The sequence below is a fragment of the Pseudomonas sp. NEEL19 genome (assembly GCF_028751975.1).
Taxonomy (GTDB): domain Bacteria; phylum Pseudomonadota; class Gammaproteobacteria; order Pseudomonadales; family Pseudomonadaceae; genus Aquipseudomonas; species Aquipseudomonas juntendi.
Window position 1 is genome coordinate 2,704,452 of sequence record NZ_CP081491.1, and the last position, 16,430, is coordinate 2,720,881.

Below are 16,430 nucleotides of genomic sequence, written 5' to 3' on the forward strand. Positions count from 1 at the left end.
CCCTGGCTCAGGCAATCGGATAACGCTTGAACAGATCCGTCTGCTCCAGGCGGGCCGCATGGGCATTGAGGGCCGGGAAATCGCTCGCCTTGACTACGTTGGGCAGCATCGACTGCATGAACGACCAGGCCACCGCACTGGTGACCCCGGCCTGGTCCGGACGCAGGCCGTGCGACGCCTGCGCCGCCCACTGCTTATCCAACTCAGTGCACGCCGCCAGCAGCTGACGGGTGACGCGTTCAACCCAGGGCTGATGAACCTTTTCCGCCGGTCGAAGCTTATGTTCATAGACGATCTGCACCGTCTTCTCGCATGCCGCCAACGCCAGCCCCACTCTACTCAGAGCCCCGGCCAACGCCTGCGGTTGGCTTGGCAATAACTTGCTCTGGGGTGTGCTGAGGCTCTCGAAATAATCGATGATCAACGTCGAGTCCATCAGTACGCAGCCGTCATCGAGCAGCAGAGTCGGCGCTTTGACCACCGGATTGACCCTGGAAAACGCTTCGAACGTGCTAAACACCGACAGTGGGTCATGTTCAAACTCGATACCCAGAAGGTCCAGGGAAATAGCTACCCGGCGAACGTAAGGTGAATCCAGCATCCCAATGAGTTTCATCGATAGTCTCCTTGATTGATGGTGACCGCTAACACCGTTATCCGACGTTTGAACAGCCGAGGCAGCGGCCATGTGAACGGATGAGCTTCGCACACATCGTCTATGGCGCCGGCCGGCTTTCCAGCCGAAGACTTTACCGTCCCTTACATTAATGAGAGCCTTGCCACTTATAAATCAGTTTTTTTTGCCGATATTTGTAAGGGCTGCTTACATGTCGAATCTACCCCCGATCACCTGCCTACGCTGCTTCGAGTCGGTTGCGAGGCTGGGCAGCGTTACCGCAGCTGCCAAGGAACTGCACGTCACCCACTCAGCCATCAGCCAGCAAATCAAGGTGTTGGAACACATGATCGGCGTCACCCTGTTCGTCCGTGAGGGGCGGGGCCTGCGGGTGAGTGAGGACGGAAGACTGTATGCCTTGCAGATTCGCGAATCGTTGGGCGCAATTGCCGAAGCCACGCGGCTGATCAAGATACAACCGAAATCAACGGAACTGGTGGTCGCCGTTCTCCCTTCGTTCGGTTTCAGCTGGTTGTTGCCCCGCTTGCCACGTTTCCAGCAATTACAGCCGCATATCAGCGTCCGGCTGCAGGCCAGTCTCGCGCTATCTAACCTGGCGCGGGAATCTGTCGACGTCGGGATCCGCATGGGCAAGGGCGACTGGGATGGGGTGGAGCAGCACTTGCTCTTTCATGACGAGACGCTGGTGGTTGCCGCCCCGCACTTCAACGGTGGGGTGCACCCTCAGACCCCTGAAGAGATCATCGGCAGCAACATAATTTTCAACATGGAATCTTGGCAACCTTGGTGTCAAGCCGCTGGGCTGGATAGGGAAGTGCCGCGCATCGGCCTGTGCAGCAACGACTCCAACTTGGTACTCCAAGCCGTACGTTTGGGCCAGGGGATCGCCCTGGAGCGCCGCAGCCTTGTGCACGACGCCATTCAACGAGGGGAGTTGGTGCAACTCTCCCCCGTGATCGCGCCCTATCCCTACCCCTATTGGCTGGTATTGCCCAACCGTGAGCGTTCGGAAACAAAGCAGCAAGTGTTCTCGAGTTGGCTGAAACACGAGGTCGCTGAATATCTGAACGAACAGGATCATGGCAGCAAGCAGCGTCGACCAGCCCACCTCACCCGCCCTGCCGAGCGCGATGCAAGCCTTTAAACCTTGACCGGCGTTCTGGTTTTCCAGAGTGACAGCAACACGCCGCCAATCAGTAGGCCAATTGTAACGCTTAAAGAAATTTCGGCAGGCACCTTGCCAACAAGGTCGTGCAGGAATATTTTCGCGCCTATGAAAACCAGTACCAGCGCCAAGGCGTATTTGAGATAGGCGAAGCGGCTTATCATCGCAGCCAATGCAAAATACAGTGCGCGCAAACCGAGTATCGCGAAAATGTTCGACGTATAGACAATGAAGGGGTCCTGCGTGATGGCAAAGATCGCTGGCACACTGTCAACCGCGAACACCAAGTCGGCGCACTCAATCAGAATCAACGCGAGAAACAGCGGCGTCACCCATATTACCCGCCTGCCGGAGCCATCAGGTATACGGACCAGGAAATGCTGACCGTGCAACTCGTCAGTCACGCGTAGATGACTGCGCAGATACTTGACGAAGCGATTGTTTTCCAGGTCGGGCTCATGGTCCACTCGAGCGAACAGCATTTTCACACCCGTGAATACCAGGAAGGCGCCGAAGCAGTAAAGAATCCAACTGAACTGTGTAATCAGCGCCGCGCCCAGGCCTATCATGATGGCCCTCAATACAATGACACCCATGATCCCCCAGAACAGCACTCGGTGCTGAAATTCTCTGGGAATGGCAAGAAAACTGAAAATGAGGGCAATAACGAACACGTTGTCCATGGACAACGACTTCTCGATCAGAAAGCCAGTCACATAGTCCATGCTTGCGTCGCTGCCTTTCTGGAAATAGACCCAGACTGCAAATAGCAGGCCCATGCTGATGTAGCCAGCTGACAGGAGCAGGCTTTCCTTGACACCGATTTCTCGATTCCCACGATGGAGAACCCCTAGGTCAAGCGCCAGCAGCGTCAACACGACAGCGAAAAATGAAAGCCACAGCCAGAGATCAGTGCCAAGCACGTCTTGGGAGAGATACGTATTAAGGGCAGACATGAGCCCCTCCTATATAGTCGTAGTTTAACAACTATGACTCCGACATGGCGGCTACTTACCGTCAGAGGGGCCCGGCGTCACACCATCAGATTTTATCCAGCGTGAAAATGTTGCAAGGGGGAAAATTTTGCTATTTGTTTCTTCTGTGACTTCAGTTTCCGAACGCCATGACAATGGCACTCAATACCAGACACAAGCTCGCCACGACCGTCAAACGTACCCGCATAGGCATATACCAGCCGGGCATGAAGTTGGCCAGTTTACGGTCTTGCCAAAAGTGCACGGTAAATCCTGAAGCCAGTACCCAACAGCCCCATGACACCGGTAACAACATGGCAACCCAGCCGATCAGGGCTGGCATGACACTCCACACAAGCCGCTGTTGTCGCTCAATAGCAGGCAAGGCTGGCAACGTCATCGCGAAACCCCAATGCAGGGCCCCGACAAAACTCAGTATCACGGCCCCATAGCCAACCAACGCTTCAGCCAGGTTATCTCGATACTCACCGCCAAAACAAACCAGCAGTGCCAGACCCAGAAATGGAAGCAAGCCACCGTAGCCCAGGATCGTAAAGCGGCTCGGAGATAACGTATCGAACACTGAACCCATGGGTGCGCCCTCCTCCACGACTCAAAACCAAACTTCAGGTGTGTCGGCCAATCAGCGTGAGGAATTCATGCCGCGTCGTTGGCGAGTCTCTGAATTCGCCTAGCATGACCGAGGAAATCATCACCGAGTTCTGCTTTTCCACACCACGCATCATCATGCACATGTGCTTGGCTTCGATGACCACCCCAACCCCTGCCGCATCGGTCACTTCCTGCATGGCACAGGCAATCTGCCTGGTCAGGTTTTCCTGGATCTGCAAACGGCGGGCAAACATGTCCACCAAGCGCGCTACTTTGGAAAGCCCTAGTACTCGCCCTGTTGGCAGGTACGCGACATGTGCCTTCCCAATAAACGGCAACATGTGGTGCTCGCATAACGAGTACAGTTCAATGTCGCGAACGACAACCATCTCGTCATTCTGGCTTTCGAACAGCGCCCCGTTGACGATCTCACCCAAGCTCTGGGTATAGCCATTGCATAGGTATTGCATCGCTTTGGCAGCACGCTGAGGCGTATCCAGGAGCCCTTCGCGCTGCGGGTTTTCACCCACGCCAACAAGGATCTCACGATAGTGTTCGGCTAGCGAATGTGACATTTGGAGGCCTCACCTTTGCAACGTTGCCCGCCATCGGGATGGGGTAACCAGGCCAGACTTGGCCTCAAGCGACAGAACAATTTGTAAAGAACCGAAAGCACTGGACGCAACGGGCGCCACGCCAAGGGTGCTGCCCAAAGGCCCAAACTGGCAGCACGCCAAGCCCACAGGGTCGCGTCCAAGCCGGTGACCCATTGCCCGTTCGCGAACCTTGCGTGCAAACAGGACCGTAGTTGCTCCATCGTCCGGCCCAGAGGAGTGGGATCGAATTCATCGCTGTCGATATCAACCAGGATGAGCTTTGCTGCCGTGCAACGCCTGCGCAGAAATGCGACCTCCCTGGCACACAATGGGCAGGCCCCGTCAAAGTAAAGCGTCAGAGGCCACTCGCAATACATGTACAAAACCTCATTCATGTACAGGTTTCTGTACAAGTTAGCTGAAGCAATAAAATACGCAATAGGCAAGGTGGTTGCGACGGCCGCAGAATGCCCTAACTCAGACACCCTTCGAGCGCCAGCGCATTTCCAAGCGCAGCACCCGAAGCCGTGTTGTCGAAGACGCACCATGTAGCCGCACCGGCAGCGTGGCTGCGCCGCAGCCGTGCAGCCAGCTGTTGCAGGTATTGTTGGGAATACTCGCTGCGGTAGATGCGCGGTTCGCCGTGCAGGCGCCAGTAGACCAAGCCTCGCCAGCCCGCGGGTTGTGCGTCGGCGCCAAAACGCGAAGGGCTCGCCGCCACTTGAGCGATATGCAAGTCGACCAGCATCGACTGCGCCGCTTGCCAACTGGCGTGCCTGGGTTCGACCGCCACCGGCCCGGCATGGCGCTGGCGCAGGCGTTCAAAGAAACGCCGGTCCCGGCCATCATCATGGGCCAGCGATGGCGGTAATTGTACGAGCAGGCAGCCAAGGCGGTCACCCAGGTGTTGGCATTGCCCAAGAAACGCATCAAGCGCTGCCTCAAAGCGTTCCAGTTGCAACTCGTGGGTGATGTGCTTGGGTAGCTTCACCGCAAAGCGGAAATCCGCTGGTACAGCGCAAGCCCAACGGGCATAGGTCGCCGGCAGGTGCGGCCGGTAGAACGAGCTGTTGATCTCGACGGCACCCAACCGCGCGGCGTAGCGCTGCAGGTGGCTGCCCTGCTGCGGGAACGCCTCGGCATACTGGCGCGGCAAGCTCCAGCCCGCGCATCCCACGTGGATCATCATGGCACTCCATGGATCGCCGTTGCTGTAATGGAGTCGCCAGGTGCACTTGTCGTTCCATGGACGCTACCCTCGGCGCGCTGGCTCACCTAGCGATCACTCAGCATGCCGCCGTGCGGTTTTTGAAATTCGATCGACCTATGGCGCCGTCAGGGCATCCCATGAAAAGACCGTCATATCAATCCAGTCACCCAGGAGACCCACTGCTCATGAATGACCGCCTGATAGCCCTGTTCACCGAGACTACCTTGTTCGGCATCTCCATACTCAATTGGCTGCTGGCCATGGTGGTGGCCATCGCGACTTTCCTGGTCGCCCGCGCCGCCATCAGCTTCCTGCTGCACCGCATCCGGCGCTGGGCCGAACACGACGGCGTGCTCAGCCATGTGCTGGCCAAGGTGCTGGCCGGCACCAGCAATTCCCTGCTACTGCTCGCGTCCTTGCTGGTAGGCCTGAGCATGCTCGACCTGCCCGAGCGCTGGCTGACACGGGTCAGCAGCCTGTGGTTCGTGGTCGCCGCCCTCCAAATCGGGCTGTGGGCCAACCGCGCCATCGGCCTGGGGCTGGATCGCTACTTCGCGGGTCAACGCACCGATGGTCTTACCCAGGCCAGCGCACTGGCCACCCTGTCGGCGTGGGGGGCGCGGGTGCTGCTGTGGTCGGTGGTGGTACTGGCGATGCTGTCCAACCTGGGCGTCAACATCACTGCGTTCGTCGCCAGCCTCGGCGTCGGCGGTATCGCCGTGGCGCTGGCCGTGCAGAACATACTCGGCGACCTGTTCGCCTCCCTGTCAATCGCCGTGGACAAACCCTTCGAGGTCGGCGACTTCATCGTCATTGGCCCGTTGGCCGGCACCGTTGAACATGTGGGCTTGAAAACCACACGCATCCGCAGCCTGGGTGGCGAGCAGATCGTCATGGCCAACGCCAGCATGATCAGCAGCACGATCCAGAACTACAAACGCCTGCAGGAACGCCGCATTGTGTTTGAGTTTGGCCTGTCCTACGACTCGCCCACCGAGGCAGTGAAAAAAGCCCCTGGCATCGTTGAGGAGGCTATCAAGGCGCAATCGCAGGTGCGCTTCGACCGTGCTCATTTGCGTGGTTTTGGCAAGGAAGCGTTGGAGTTCGAGTGCGTATACATCGTCCAGGACCCAGGCTACAACCTGTACATGGACATCCAGCAGGCGATCAACTTCCACCTGCTCGACCGCTTCTCCAAAGTGGGCGCCAAGTTCGCGGTACCGGTGCGGGCGATCAAGGTCACCGCATTGCCGCAAGAAGCCAACTTGTCGGTGCCAGCGCGCGAGGGCCTGGGCATCAGGGGCGCGTGAGCGCCCACCCCATTCGCCCCCCGTTGCGTGCGCGGGGTCCCAGCCGCCCCTTGAATCGCTTCGAACTTAGAGGCTCCCCAGTACTCGTAGCGTTTAGACACACTGAATGGCAAGGCGAGGTCGACATGAAGATGATCCATGGCACATCACATTTTCGGCCCTATACCTCTGCAGCGGGCGGCTGGGGGTCGGCTCACTCCGTGCTGAATATCCTTTGGCGCGAGCAGGCACTGATCAAAGGCACAACCGCCCTGCTCAAGCTGAACAAGCCCAAGGGTTTCGCCTGCGTGAGCTGTGCCTGGGCCAAGCCAGGCGACCCTCATGCCCTGGAATTTTGCGAGAATGGTGCCAAGGCCACGGCATGGGAATTGACGTCACGACGCACCTCGCCCGATTTCTTCAGGGCCCACTCCTTGACCGAGTTGCGCGGCTGGTCGGACTTCGAGCTGGAGCAGCATGGCCGGTTAACCCACCCAATGCGTTACGACAAGCACACTGATCGCTACCAGGTCGTGACCTGGGAGCAAGCCTATGAAGCCATCGGCGCGCAGTTGCGCGCGCTCAGCCCCGACGAAGTCGTTTTTTATGCATCAGGGCGCGCATCGCTGGAAACATCGTTCATCTACCAGTTGTTCGCCCGTGCCTATGGCACGAACAATCTTCCCGACAGTTCCAACATGTGCCACGAAAGCACCTCGGTTGGCCTGCAGGAAAGCATCGGGGTCCCGGTTGGCACGGTCTCACTGGCCGATTTCGAGCATACCGACTGCATTCTGTTCTTCGGGCAAAACGTAGGTAGCAACAGCCCGCGCATGCTTCACCCGCTTCAGGAGGTGCGCAAGCGCAACGTCCCGATCATCACCTTCAACCCGATCCGGGAACGTGGTCTGGAGCGCTTTGTAAACCCCCAGTCCCCCACTGAAATGCTCGGTCCGCAATCCACAGTCATCAGCACTCAATACCACCAAGTGGCCATCGGCGGTGACACCGCTGCCGTCATGGGGATGGCCAAGGCGCTACTGGAAATGGAGGAAAGGGCCAAAAGCAACGGCGAGCCGCCGGTGCTCGATCACGATTTTCTCGCACAACATACGGACGGCCTGGGCCAGTTCATGGAGCGTGTGCAGCAATACACATGGGCTGAACTGGAGCGACGGTCCGGCCTGAGCCGAAGCGCGATGGAGGCCACGGCCACCGTTTATGCGCGCAGCGAGAAAGTGATGATCGTCTATGGCATGGGCATGACCCAGCACCGGCACGGGGTAGCCAACGTGCAGATGCTGGTCAATCTGCTCTTGCTGCGCGGGAATATCGGCAAACCAGGGGCCGGTATCTGCCCGGTCAGAGGGCACTCGAACGTACAGGGCCAACGCACGGTAGGCATCACCGAGGACCCTGCGAAAGTACCCGGGGAGAAGATCGAGTCGCTGTTCGGCTTCAAGATTCCGGAGCACAAGGGTCTGGCGACGGTCGACACCTGCGAGGGCGTTCTCAATGGCAGTGTGAAGGGGTTCATCGGGCTTGGCGGTAACTTTCTGCGTGCCGTGCCCGATACCAGCCGGGTGGAACCCGCCTGGGCCCAGCTCAGCCTCAGTGTACAGATCGCGACCAAGCTCAATCGCACCCACCTGGTCCCTGGTGAAAGCACCTGGCTGCTGCCCTGCCTGGGCAGGATCGAGATCGACCGGCAGCTTGGGGTCGAACAAACCTACACCACTGAAGACAGCACCGGCTGCATCCGCGCCTGGCGCGGCCACGCCGAACCCGCAGGAGAGCAGCTGCGCTCGGAGTTGGCGATCATCGCAGAGTTGGCCCGGGCGACGCTGGGCGACACGGTCGCCATTCCCTGGGCGCACTGGAAGCACGACTATGCCCTGGTTCGCGAAGCCATCAGCAAGGTTTATCCAAGTATTTTCCATGACTTCGAGACGCGGATGTGGGAGCACGGCGGGTTCCATCGCCCGCTGGGCGTGTCAAAGCGGCAATGGGCTACGCCTTCAGGGAAGGCGCAGTTCATTACCCCAGGCACGCTGGATGAAGACGACGACGTGCTGACGGGCGAAGCCGGCCGTGATGTCCTGCAACTGATGACGTTGCGCAGCAATGACCAGTTCAACACCACCGTGTACGGTTACGACGATCGTTTCAGGGGCGTAAAGGGCACGCGCAAAGTGGTGTTCCTCAACCGCAACGATATCGTCCGCCTGGGCTTCGTGCCGGGGGGTTGGGTTCGCTTGCGTACAGCTGTGGAACCGACAGTTCGCCGCGAGGCGGGCCCTTTTCAGATTATCGCCTATGACATACCGGTGGGCTGCGCCGCCGCTTACTACCCCGAGGCCAATGCGCTCGTGCCCCTGTGGCACCATGCCAAGCGGAGCAAAGTGCCCGCCGCCAAAGCGGTGCCTGTCATTCTCTTGCATGCTTGGCCAGATGCTGAGGATCTTGCGCGCGCCGTGCCGGAAGCAGATCAGGTCGTCTAGGCAGGTTTCGCACTCCTGATACCGGTGCCCCTGTCCTACAACACCTTCGGCTTTCGTGTATCCAGCGGTAAACATTCATGCCAGGAATCAGCATTGAGTAGGGTTGCCGCGCCCGAAGGGCATACACCCAACCACCACTGAATCGGTTGGTCTGAACTTTGCCCGCCCTACTGCCTTCCCCTGCATACACCCCATTTTCTGTAATGCAGGAGCAAGACCATGAGAGCACTGACTTATCACGGCGCCAATGATGTCAGGGTCGACACTGTCCCTGACCCTGTTCTCCAGGCCCCAGACGACATCATCCTGAGGGTGACCGCTACCGCAATCTGCGGATCAGACCTTCACCTCTATCGAGGCAAGATCCCGGAAACGGAACATGGCGACATTTTCGGCCACGAATTCATGGGCATCGTGGAGGACGTCGGCAGGGGCGTAACGAACCTGCAGGTTGGCGACCGCGTAGTGATTCCATTTGTGATCGCTTGCGGAAGTTGCTTCTTCTGCCAGCACGATCTATTCGCCGCCTGCGAAACGACCAATACCGGCCGCGGATCGATCATCAATAAAAAGGCCATCCCACCCGGCGCAGCGCTGTTTGGATACAGCCACTTGTATGGCGGAATCCCAGGAGGCCAAGCCGACTATGTCAGGGTGCCCAAAGGCAACGTCGGTCCATTCAAAGTGCCTACGACCCTTGCAGATGACAAGGTCCTGTTTCTTTCCGATATTCTGCCTACCGCCTGGCAAGCGGTCATGAACGCGCAGATCGGCCAAGGTTCATCGGTGGCGATCTATGGCGCAGGGCCGGTAGGGCTGCTGAGTGCCGCCTGCGCGCGAATGCTTGGCGCTCACACCGTGTTCATGGTCGACGACAATGACTATCGCCTGGCCTACGCCCAGGACGCCTACGGTGTCATCCCGATCAACTTCCAGAATGATGACGACCCGGCCGATAGCATCATTCGCCAGACGCCCGGAATGCGTGGCGTGGACGCGGTCATCGACGCCGTGGGGTTTGAAGCCAAAGGCAGCACTACAGAAACCGTGATGACGGCCTTGAAACTCGAAGGCAGTAGCGGCAAGGCCCTGCGCCAGAGCATTGCAGCTGTGCGTCGTGGTGGCATCGTCAGCGTGCCCGGGGTGTACGCGGGCTTCATCCACGCGTTCATGTTCGGTGATGCCTTCGACAAGGGCCTGACCTTCAGGATGGGGCAAACCCATGTGCAAAAATATCTGCCCGAGCTGCTTGAGCATATCGAAGCAGGCCGCCTGCAGCCCGAGCTCATTGTCACCCACCGCCTTGCATTAGAGGAAGCGGCCATGGGCTACAAGCTGTTCGACCAGAAAGAGGACAACTGCCGCAAGGTGATCCTTGTTCCAGGCGCGGCACCTGGCACATTGGGCCCTGACTACGTATAAACTTCACGGAGCTCGCACCATGATCGATCAAACGACAGGTATGAAGCCAGGTGAACGGTATTGCGTTGAAAACATCGAGCGCGCCCACTCTTTCACCGGCTTTTTTTTGGACGGCAAGTATTACCTCGGCCCAGAGCTTTTGACGGCTGTCGGCTGGCTGGAGGGTGACCGGTTCATCTACGATAATCTCGATGCTGCAGGGGAGCCTATTTTCCCTGGGCGGGTAGCCGGCACTATCAGCAACTTGACCTTGAACCTGGTGGACGGTACATCCCTTCAGCTCTCACCTATCGCGGCCGATCAGCCCATCACGGCGCCGACACACGGCGCCGTTTCCTCTGCCGCGCAGCCACAGCCGTTGAGCCGCTCCCCTATCAAAGGCTCGCTGCAGCCAAGTGTATTGGGTGGTTGCAAAACCTCGAAAGACAAAGCCGTCTTGTTGCTGAGTGCAGCGGTTATCGGGCTGCTCGCTGGGGTTGTGGTGGGCCATTTCCAACGCCGAGACAGGTGAACGATGCCTTGGGCCATTGGGCGATTGGCTGGCAGATGCCGCCTGGGTTGCGCTTCGCAAGCAACCCAGGCCTTCTGATGGCCACCGGGTCGGTCCGGTCGTCATCTGCACCTGCGTCTGATCATCGCCAGAGGCTCATCAAGGCGCCGTAGCGCGCTGGGGTGAGAATGGTCGTAATCGGCTCAAAACGATAGGCCATCGTCCTCGATGTCCTCTTCAGCCTCTGCGGCATCGGTGGCATCAGCGTCATTCAATGGCGGGGAACTCGGCTTTTCCGGATCGTTGATGAACGGCACTCCACTCGGTCCGTGCTCTTCATGACCTTCGGTTTTGGGTTGCATGGCAAAGCCTCCAGGCAATGGGGGATAGCTGTAGGTGGCATACCACCTACAGCGGTCTGCTACTCATGCGTGTGAGGGGTGAGGTGCGGCAAAAATTCAATTGGGAAGCCAGCCATCCCGCTACGACCCCCGCAGACGAAATGGCCCATGGCTCAATAACCAAGCTGACCGCCGCTACCGTCATCAAAGGACAATGTACTGATTCCGTCGGCGTAACCCGGCATGCGGCCCCTCGACAAGGTGCACGAAACGCCCGCCCACTTGGTCGATGGGCAGGCAGTCGTCGACATCCAGAACTGCATCATTGTGAGCTTGCGACCAATGCGCCATGGCCTGTTTCTTGCCCTTCGCCATGGCCTCTCGTTTGTCCTTCGCGACCACCAGCAGATACTCGTGCGCCTCGCCAAAAGCCTGGGCGTCGTAGCCGCCCAGGTTGATAAAATAGAGCCGCAGGGATTCAGGCGAAGGCGCCAGCGGGCTGAGCTCGATGCGCCAGTTGTCTACCCCATCGACCGCCATCCAGGCATCGATGTGCACGCCTTTGGGGCTGCCAAACCAACCGCCCCGTAGTTGCGGGTATGCCTGCTCCAGCGTATCCGCGGCTGCAAACACAATGTCGTGAACCTCAATCTTTGCCTGGGGGTGTTTGCCCCCAAGCAGCACCACGAAAAGCATCTAGTCGTCCACCCTGGTAAAAGTTCACCGAGCCCCGGGCTCGGTATCAGATCGGTTCGGCGCTGAACGCTGGCGCCCTTCGCGGCCTTGCCCGCACGGTGGAAGGCCTTCACAGCTGCGCGACCAGCCGGTCGTACCAGGCAGCATAAGGGGTGTTAGTAGCCTTGTAGCGGTTGTAATCAGGGCTACCGTCGTCCCACCACACCGGCCCACGCTCGCCTAATGCAACCTTGGCATCATTGACCGCTGCCCGAGCCCGCCCTAACGCGGCTGCATCTTCGCAGGCCTTCGCCTGCTTCACCGCTCGCCTTGCCTCCATCAGCGCGCGCACCAGGTGCTGGCGCGCTTCGTCTGCAAGCGCAGGGTTGCTGCAGCGCCAGAGCTGGCCGTTGACGACGAAATAGCGCCCGTCCGGCGTGCGTGGGTATTTGGCGCCGGTCTGCGACCGGCTCATTTACCCGCCCGCAAAAAATCAGCCCACTTGCGCACCAGGTAATTATGCTCATCCATCACCGAGTTCCAGACCCTGATACGGCCCACACGCTCGGCGTAGGCGCCCCCTTCGCGTAGCTGCCCAGGCTCGATCAGCGGTTCGCCATCACTGCCCAGCAACTGCTCGCGGGCTGGCTTGCCCTCGTACCAGTAATCCCACTCAGCCGCCGACAGGTGATCGCGCGCGCGCAGTGGATTGGAAATGTAGAACCCTTGCCGGGCCATCATCGCGCCTGGCCAACCTGCCAACCACCAGTTCAGGTAGGCATAGGCCGCATCTTTCACCCCACCCTCAACGGCACGGGACAACGACAGGCCACCAAACCAGCCACGGTAACCCTCCCTGGGCACGGCCTGGCGGTACTGAATGCCTTCGCGGTGCAGCTGCATCAAGGCAGGCGACCAGACACTCTCGATGTGCACCTTGGGGCCCAGCATCAGCTTGCCTGCGTCGCGGTCATCAGACCAGAACGCGGCGAAATGGCCTTGGCGTTGGAGCTTGATGAGCACTGCCGCAAGCTGGTCGATCTCGTCCAGGCGCAGGTTCGCGATCACATCGAACGTGGCCAACCCCTTGGCCTGCACCGCCAGTCCCGCGTCCAGCGCCCCGATGGCTGCATCGCTCTGCAACGCCACATGCCCACACCAGTTGGGGTCAACCAACCAGGACCAGCTCTCGTTCTCGATACCGAACCCCGGCGGCAGAAGGTCCGGCCTGTAGGCAAAGCTGTCCGCGTTGTGGGTCAGCGGCAGCATGCTGATCCAGTCTGTTGGGCGGTTGGCCAGGGTCCGGTCATGCTGAACATACAGCCGGTCGCAGGGCAGGCTGCCGCCGGCCAGCTCATCCCCAGCGTGCAGCCTGCCCCGCTTGGGCAGGTCGTTGATCTCGTCCCACAAGGCGACCCGGCGGATGTCGATGGGCTGGATGGCACCGGCCGGCCAGACAAAATCCATGCTATGGAACCATTGGTCGTACAGGTCATAGCGTTCAGGGTGCATCAACGCAATGCGTTGAACGGTCTGCACGTCGTGGATCTGGTACTCGATGCGAATGCCCAGTTCTTTCTCCGCGCGCAAGCGAATGGGCTCCAGCAGCGTGACCGATGTGCCCAATACCCGCAACGTGACCGGGCCACTCATGCCGCACGCCCCAGGCGCTGCAAAAAAGCCTGGAAAGAGCGGCGCAGCAGCTGGGTATCCAGATCGCGCACGATGATCACCAGGCGCGAGCGCCGCGCCTGCCCTGGCCACTGGCGCAGATGCACAGGCGGATGCAGGCAGTGCTGTACGCCGTGAATGACGATAGGTTGTTCAGCATCGATCACATTCAAGATCCCTTTGACCCGCAGAATTCGGTCTCCGTGGCATCTTAGCAGCATCGACAACCAAACCCCGAAGGCAAGCCAGTCCAGCGGTATGTCGTACTCCAGTGCACACACCTGGGCGCCGCCGTGGTGCGGCTGCCGGGTGGGCGCAAACAGCAGCCACCTGGCGACCTCCTCATCGGGCTCCAGGCTTCTCAGCCCCTCGCCCAGAAGCTGCTCATCGCCCTGCCCGACCGTGCTCGCCAACGCGATCGATGCCGTTGGGTTGAGGGCTTGCAAGTGTGCCAGCAACGGGTCGAGCACCGCAGCGCTTACCAGGTCTGCCTTGCTCACCAGCAGCCGATCGGCAGCCGTGACCTGGCCCAGCCACTCGGGGTGAATCCGCTCCTGAAGCATGGCGTGCTGGGCGTCGACCACCGTCACCATCAGGCCCACGTGATAGCGGCCGCGCAGTTGTGGGTCTCGCTGCAGCGTGGCAAGAATGGGCGCGGGGTCGGCGAGGCCTGTGGTTTCCAGGAGCACGCGGCGGAAAGCCGGAACCTCCCCGCGCGCACGCTTGCCGTGCAGGTCGATCAGCGCTTGCTTCAGATCCCCCCTTACCGAACAGCAGACACACCCACTCGGCAGCAACACCGTGTCGGGGGCAACTTCCTGCACCAGCACGTCATCGATCCCCACCTCCCCATACTCGTTGATGAGCACCGCCGTGTCGCCCATGTCCGCATTGGCCAGCACCCGCTTGAGCAAGGTGGTTTTGCCACTGCCCAGAAAACCCGTAAGCACATTGATCTGCAGGCTCATGCCGACGCCTCCAGGTGATCGAGGATGCGCGGATCCAGGGGGTCAAGGGTGCGCCCCAGTATGCTTTCGGCGGTCTGCCAGAGCTGATCCAGGCCCGCGGCAACACCTTGCTTGCCGGTAGGGCCTTGCACCAGATACGACGCACCCTGCACGTCACTGACCTTGAGCCTGAAGGGTGCTACCACCTGATTGATCGCGGCGATGCGCCGCAAGCGCTCGCGGCGGCCGGGAAGGGTCGTGTCCAGCGGGTCGCTCCAGTGGGCGTCCTCACCGATCAGGCCGCAAAGTCCACACATGGCTCACCTCAAGGCATTACATCGCCGGAATTGGGGTTAAGGGTTTGCCCGACGAACAGGTTGCCGCCAGGCTCGCTCGCCAACAGCACGGCGATCGGTGCCACTTCTTCAGCCTTGCCGAAGCGACCCAACGGCAGTTCCTTGGCCTTTGCAACCTTCCACGCCTGGCTGATCCCCTCCACCAGCGGGGTTTCAATCGGCCCTGGCGCCACGCAGTTGACCAGTACGTTGTCCTTGCTCACCTCCAGTGCCAGCGACTTGCTGAAACCGATCACGCCGGCTTTGGCTGCCGCATAGTGCGCCAGTTGTGCACCGCCCTTGATCCCTAGCTGGGAGGCGATGTTGATGATGCGCCCCCACTGCTGCGCCAGCATGTACGGCAGCGCGCGCTGGCTTGCGACGAACACGCTGGTCAGGTCCACCCGCAGCATTTCATCCCACATTTCCTGGGTCAGGTCCACACAGGGGGCCTGGGTCAGCATGCCGGCATTGTTGACCAGCACGTCGATGCCCCCCAGCGCTGCCACGCAGGCATCTACACCGGCTTGCGCACCCTCCCGGCTACCCACATCAGCGACAGATTCGATCACCTGCGCGCCGCGGTCGCGGCATTGGTTCGCGACCACCGCCAGGCGCTGGGGGTCGCGGTCACACAACACGAGCAGCGCGCCCGCATCGGCGTAGGCATGGGCGATGGCCGCGCCGATGCCACTCCCCGCGCCGGTTATGACGGCGCGGCGGTTCTGCAATGGTTTCATGCTTGTTCTCCTCGCGGCCGCAAGGCGAGCTTGCGGCGCAGCAATTTCCTATTCAGGCCAGCGCACCGTAAGGCCGCCATCGATCACGATGCTCTGGCCGGTGATGTAGCTCGACGCAGGGCCCGTCAGGAAGCAGACCAGGTCGGCAACCTCGCTGGCGCGTCCTACGCGCCCCAACGGGATCGCCTTGCCCGCCTTGGCCAGGCCGTCGGCGCCCAGCGAATTTTTGCTGTCCAGCGATTGCGGGGTTTCGATCAGGCCGGGAATGATGGTGTTGCAACGGATGCCCCTGGGGGCAAATTCCACCGCCAGGGAGCGGCACAACCCGGGCACCCCAGCCTTGGCCGCTGCGTAATGCGCGTGGTCCTGCCAGCCATACACGCCACCGGCAATCGACGAAATGGCCACCAGTGCGCCGCCTTCCCCGATGTGGCGGCTTGCGCTGCGGAAGGTGCGCATCACGCCGGTAAGGTCGACGTTGAGCATTTCATTCCATTGCTCGTCCGACATTTCCAGCAGCGGCGCCCGGCGCAAAAGCCCGGCGTTGGCCACGGCATAATCGAGCCGACCGAAGCGCTCGACTGCCGCGGCGGCGATGGCATCCAGTGAAGCGCTGTCGGTAACGTCCATCGCCATCATCGAACATTCGCCGCCGGCCTGGGCGACCAACCGCTCCGTTTCAGCGGGGTCATGCGGGTCGGCGGGCAGGTAGCCGCCCATCACGCGCACACCCATCCGGGCGTACGCGACGGCGACCGCCTGGCCAATACCACTGGCAGCCCCAGTGACCAACGCTACGGGTCGAGACATGTGTGCAACTCCTGG

At 60.3% G+C, this 16,430-nt stretch carries 18 protein-coding genes and 1 pseudogene; 5 read left to right on the forward strand and 14 right to left on the reverse strand.

What is annotated here, in order from left to right; translation table 11 throughout:
- Positions 1 to 7 precede the first annotated feature (7 nt).
- Positions 8 to 616, reverse strand: coding sequence for a glutathione S-transferase (locus K4A76_RS11940; protein ID WP_182389704.1), 609 nt, complete (start codon positions 614 to 616; stop codon positions 8 to 10).
- 211 nt (positions 617 to 827) lie between these two features.
- On the opposite strand from K4A76_RS11940, the gene K4A76_RS11945 reads away from it, so the two are divergent.
- Positions 828 to 1,781 carry a LysR substrate-binding domain-containing protein gene (locus K4A76_RS11945; protein WP_274410310.1) on the forward strand — a complete coding sequence of 318 codons (954 nt, stop codon included), beginning with the start codon at positions 828 to 830 and terminating at the stop codon, positions 1,779 to 1,781.
- On the opposite strand, the gene K4A76_RS11950 is transcribed toward K4A76_RS11945, so the two are convergent.
- From K4A76_RS11950 to K4A76_RS11970, 5 genes are all read right to left on the reverse strand, one after another.
- Positions 1,778 to 2,758, reverse strand: a complete 981-nt coding sequence (locus K4A76_RS11950) for a TerC family protein (RefSeq protein WP_274410311.1) — start codon at positions 2,756 to 2,758, stop codon at positions 1,778 to 1,780. The two genes, K4A76_RS11945 and K4A76_RS11950, sit on opposite strands and share 4 nt — an antisense overlap.
- 151 nt (positions 2,759 to 2,909) lie before the next feature.
- On the reverse strand, positions 2,910 to 3,368 hold the full coding sequence (locus tag K4A76_RS11955) for a DUF3429 domain-containing protein (RefSeq protein WP_110676410.1): 459 nt from the start codon (positions 3,366 to 3,368) through the stop codon (positions 2,910 to 2,912).
- 34 nt (positions 3,369 to 3,402) lie between these two features.
- Positions 3,403 to 3,963, reverse strand: coding sequence for a GTP cyclohydrolase I FolE (gene folE / locus K4A76_RS11960; RefSeq protein ID WP_009684855.1), 561 nt, complete (start codon positions 3,961 to 3,963; stop codon positions 3,403 to 3,405).
- Positions 3,948 to 4,361 carry a thiol-disulfide oxidoreductase DCC family protein gene (locus tag K4A76_RS11965; protein ID WP_274412292.1) on the reverse strand — a complete coding sequence of 138 codons (414 nt, stop codon included), beginning with the start codon at positions 4,359 to 4,361 and terminating at the stop codon, positions 3,948 to 3,950. Before K4A76_RS11965 ends, folE begins: the two co-directional genes overlap by 16 nt.
- Before the next feature lie 95 nt (positions 4,362 to 4,456).
- A complete protein-coding gene (locus K4A76_RS11970) occupies positions 4,457 to 5,170 on the reverse strand; it encodes a DUF72 domain-containing protein (RefSeq protein WP_274412293.1) in 714 nt (237 codons plus the stop codon).
- A gap of 209 nt (positions 5,171 to 5,379) precedes the next feature.
- Between K4A76_RS11970 and K4A76_RS11975 the strand changes: the two genes are divergently transcribed.
- The 4 genes and pseudogenes from K4A76_RS11975 to K4A76_RS11990 form a co-directional block, all read left to right on the forward strand.
- Positions 5,380 to 6,504, forward strand: coding sequence for a mechanosensitive ion channel family protein (locus K4A76_RS11975; protein ID WP_110676414.1), 1,125 nt, complete (start codon positions 5,380 to 5,382; stop codon positions 6,502 to 6,504).
- Between the two features lie 125 nt (positions 6,505 to 6,629).
- On the forward strand, positions 6,630 to 8,984 hold the full coding sequence (locus K4A76_RS11980) for an FdhF/YdeP family oxidoreductase (protein ID WP_274410312.1): 2,355 nt from the start codon (positions 6,630 to 6,632) through the stop codon (positions 8,982 to 8,984).
- A 219-nt stretch (positions 8,985 to 9,203) separates the two neighbouring features.
- Complete coding sequence (locus K4A76_RS11985) at positions 9,204 to 10,406, forward strand: zinc-dependent alcohol dehydrogenase (RefSeq protein ID WP_274410313.1); 1,203 nt, start codon at positions 9,204 to 9,206, stop codon at positions 10,404 to 10,406.
- Between the two features lie 19 nt (positions 10,407 to 10,425).
- A pseudogene (locus K4A76_RS11990) lies at positions 10,426 to 10,705 on the forward strand (SDR family oxidoreductase); the annotation flags it as partial.
- Between the two features lie 394 nt (positions 10,706 to 11,099).
- Here K4A76_RS11990 and K4A76_RS11995 read toward each other — a convergent pair.
- The 8 genes from K4A76_RS11995 to K4A76_RS12030 form a co-directional block, all read right to left on the reverse strand.
- On the reverse strand, positions 11,100 to 11,258 hold the full coding sequence (locus tag K4A76_RS11995) for a hypothetical protein (RefSeq protein WP_274410314.1): 159 nt from the start codon (positions 11,256 to 11,258) through the stop codon (positions 11,100 to 11,102).
- 183 nt (positions 11,259 to 11,441) lie between these two features.
- A complete protein-coding gene (locus K4A76_RS12000) occupies positions 11,442 to 11,933 on the reverse strand; it encodes a DUF1543 domain-containing protein (RefSeq protein WP_274410315.1) in 492 nt (163 codons plus the stop codon).
- Positions 11,934 to 12,042: 109 nt separating this feature from the next.
- Positions 12,043 to 12,387: a hypothetical protein gene (locus tag K4A76_RS12005; protein ID WP_274410316.1), complete on the reverse strand. Its 345-nt coding sequence runs from the start codon at positions 12,385 to 12,387 to the stop codon at positions 12,043 to 12,045.
- Positions 12,384 to 13,565: an ABC transporter substrate-binding protein gene (locus K4A76_RS12010; RefSeq protein ID WP_274410317.1), complete on the reverse strand. Its 1,182-nt coding sequence runs from the start codon at positions 13,563 to 13,565 to the stop codon at positions 12,384 to 12,386. Before K4A76_RS12010 ends, K4A76_RS12005 begins: the two co-directional genes overlap by 4 nt.
- Positions 13,562 to 14,551: a CobW family GTP-binding protein gene (locus K4A76_RS12015; protein WP_236184678.1), complete on the reverse strand. Its 990-nt coding sequence runs from the start codon at positions 14,549 to 14,551 to the stop codon at positions 13,562 to 13,564. Before K4A76_RS12015 ends, K4A76_RS12010 begins: the two co-directional genes overlap by 4 nt.
- A complete protein-coding gene (locus tag K4A76_RS12020; RefSeq protein WP_274410318.1) occupies positions 14,548 to 14,847 on the reverse strand; it encodes a hypothetical protein in 300 nt (99 codons plus the stop codon). Before K4A76_RS12020 ends, K4A76_RS12015 begins: the two co-directional genes overlap by 4 nt.
- Positions 14,848 to 14,855: 8 nt before the next feature.
- Positions 14,856 to 15,605 (reverse strand): SDR family NAD(P)-dependent oxidoreductase, encoded by a 750-nt coding sequence (locus tag K4A76_RS12025; protein ID WP_274410319.1) that lies wholly within the window; start codon positions 15,603 to 15,605, stop codon positions 14,856 to 14,858.
- 48 nt (positions 15,606 to 15,653) lie between these two features.
- The gene (locus tag K4A76_RS12030) at positions 15,654 to 16,415 is read right to left on the reverse strand and encodes an SDR family NAD(P)-dependent oxidoreductase (RefSeq protein ID WP_054911554.1); all 762 of its coding nucleotides are present in this window, start codon (positions 16,413 to 16,415) and stop codon (positions 15,654 to 15,656) included.
- Positions 16,416 to 16,430 lie beyond the last annotated feature (15 nt).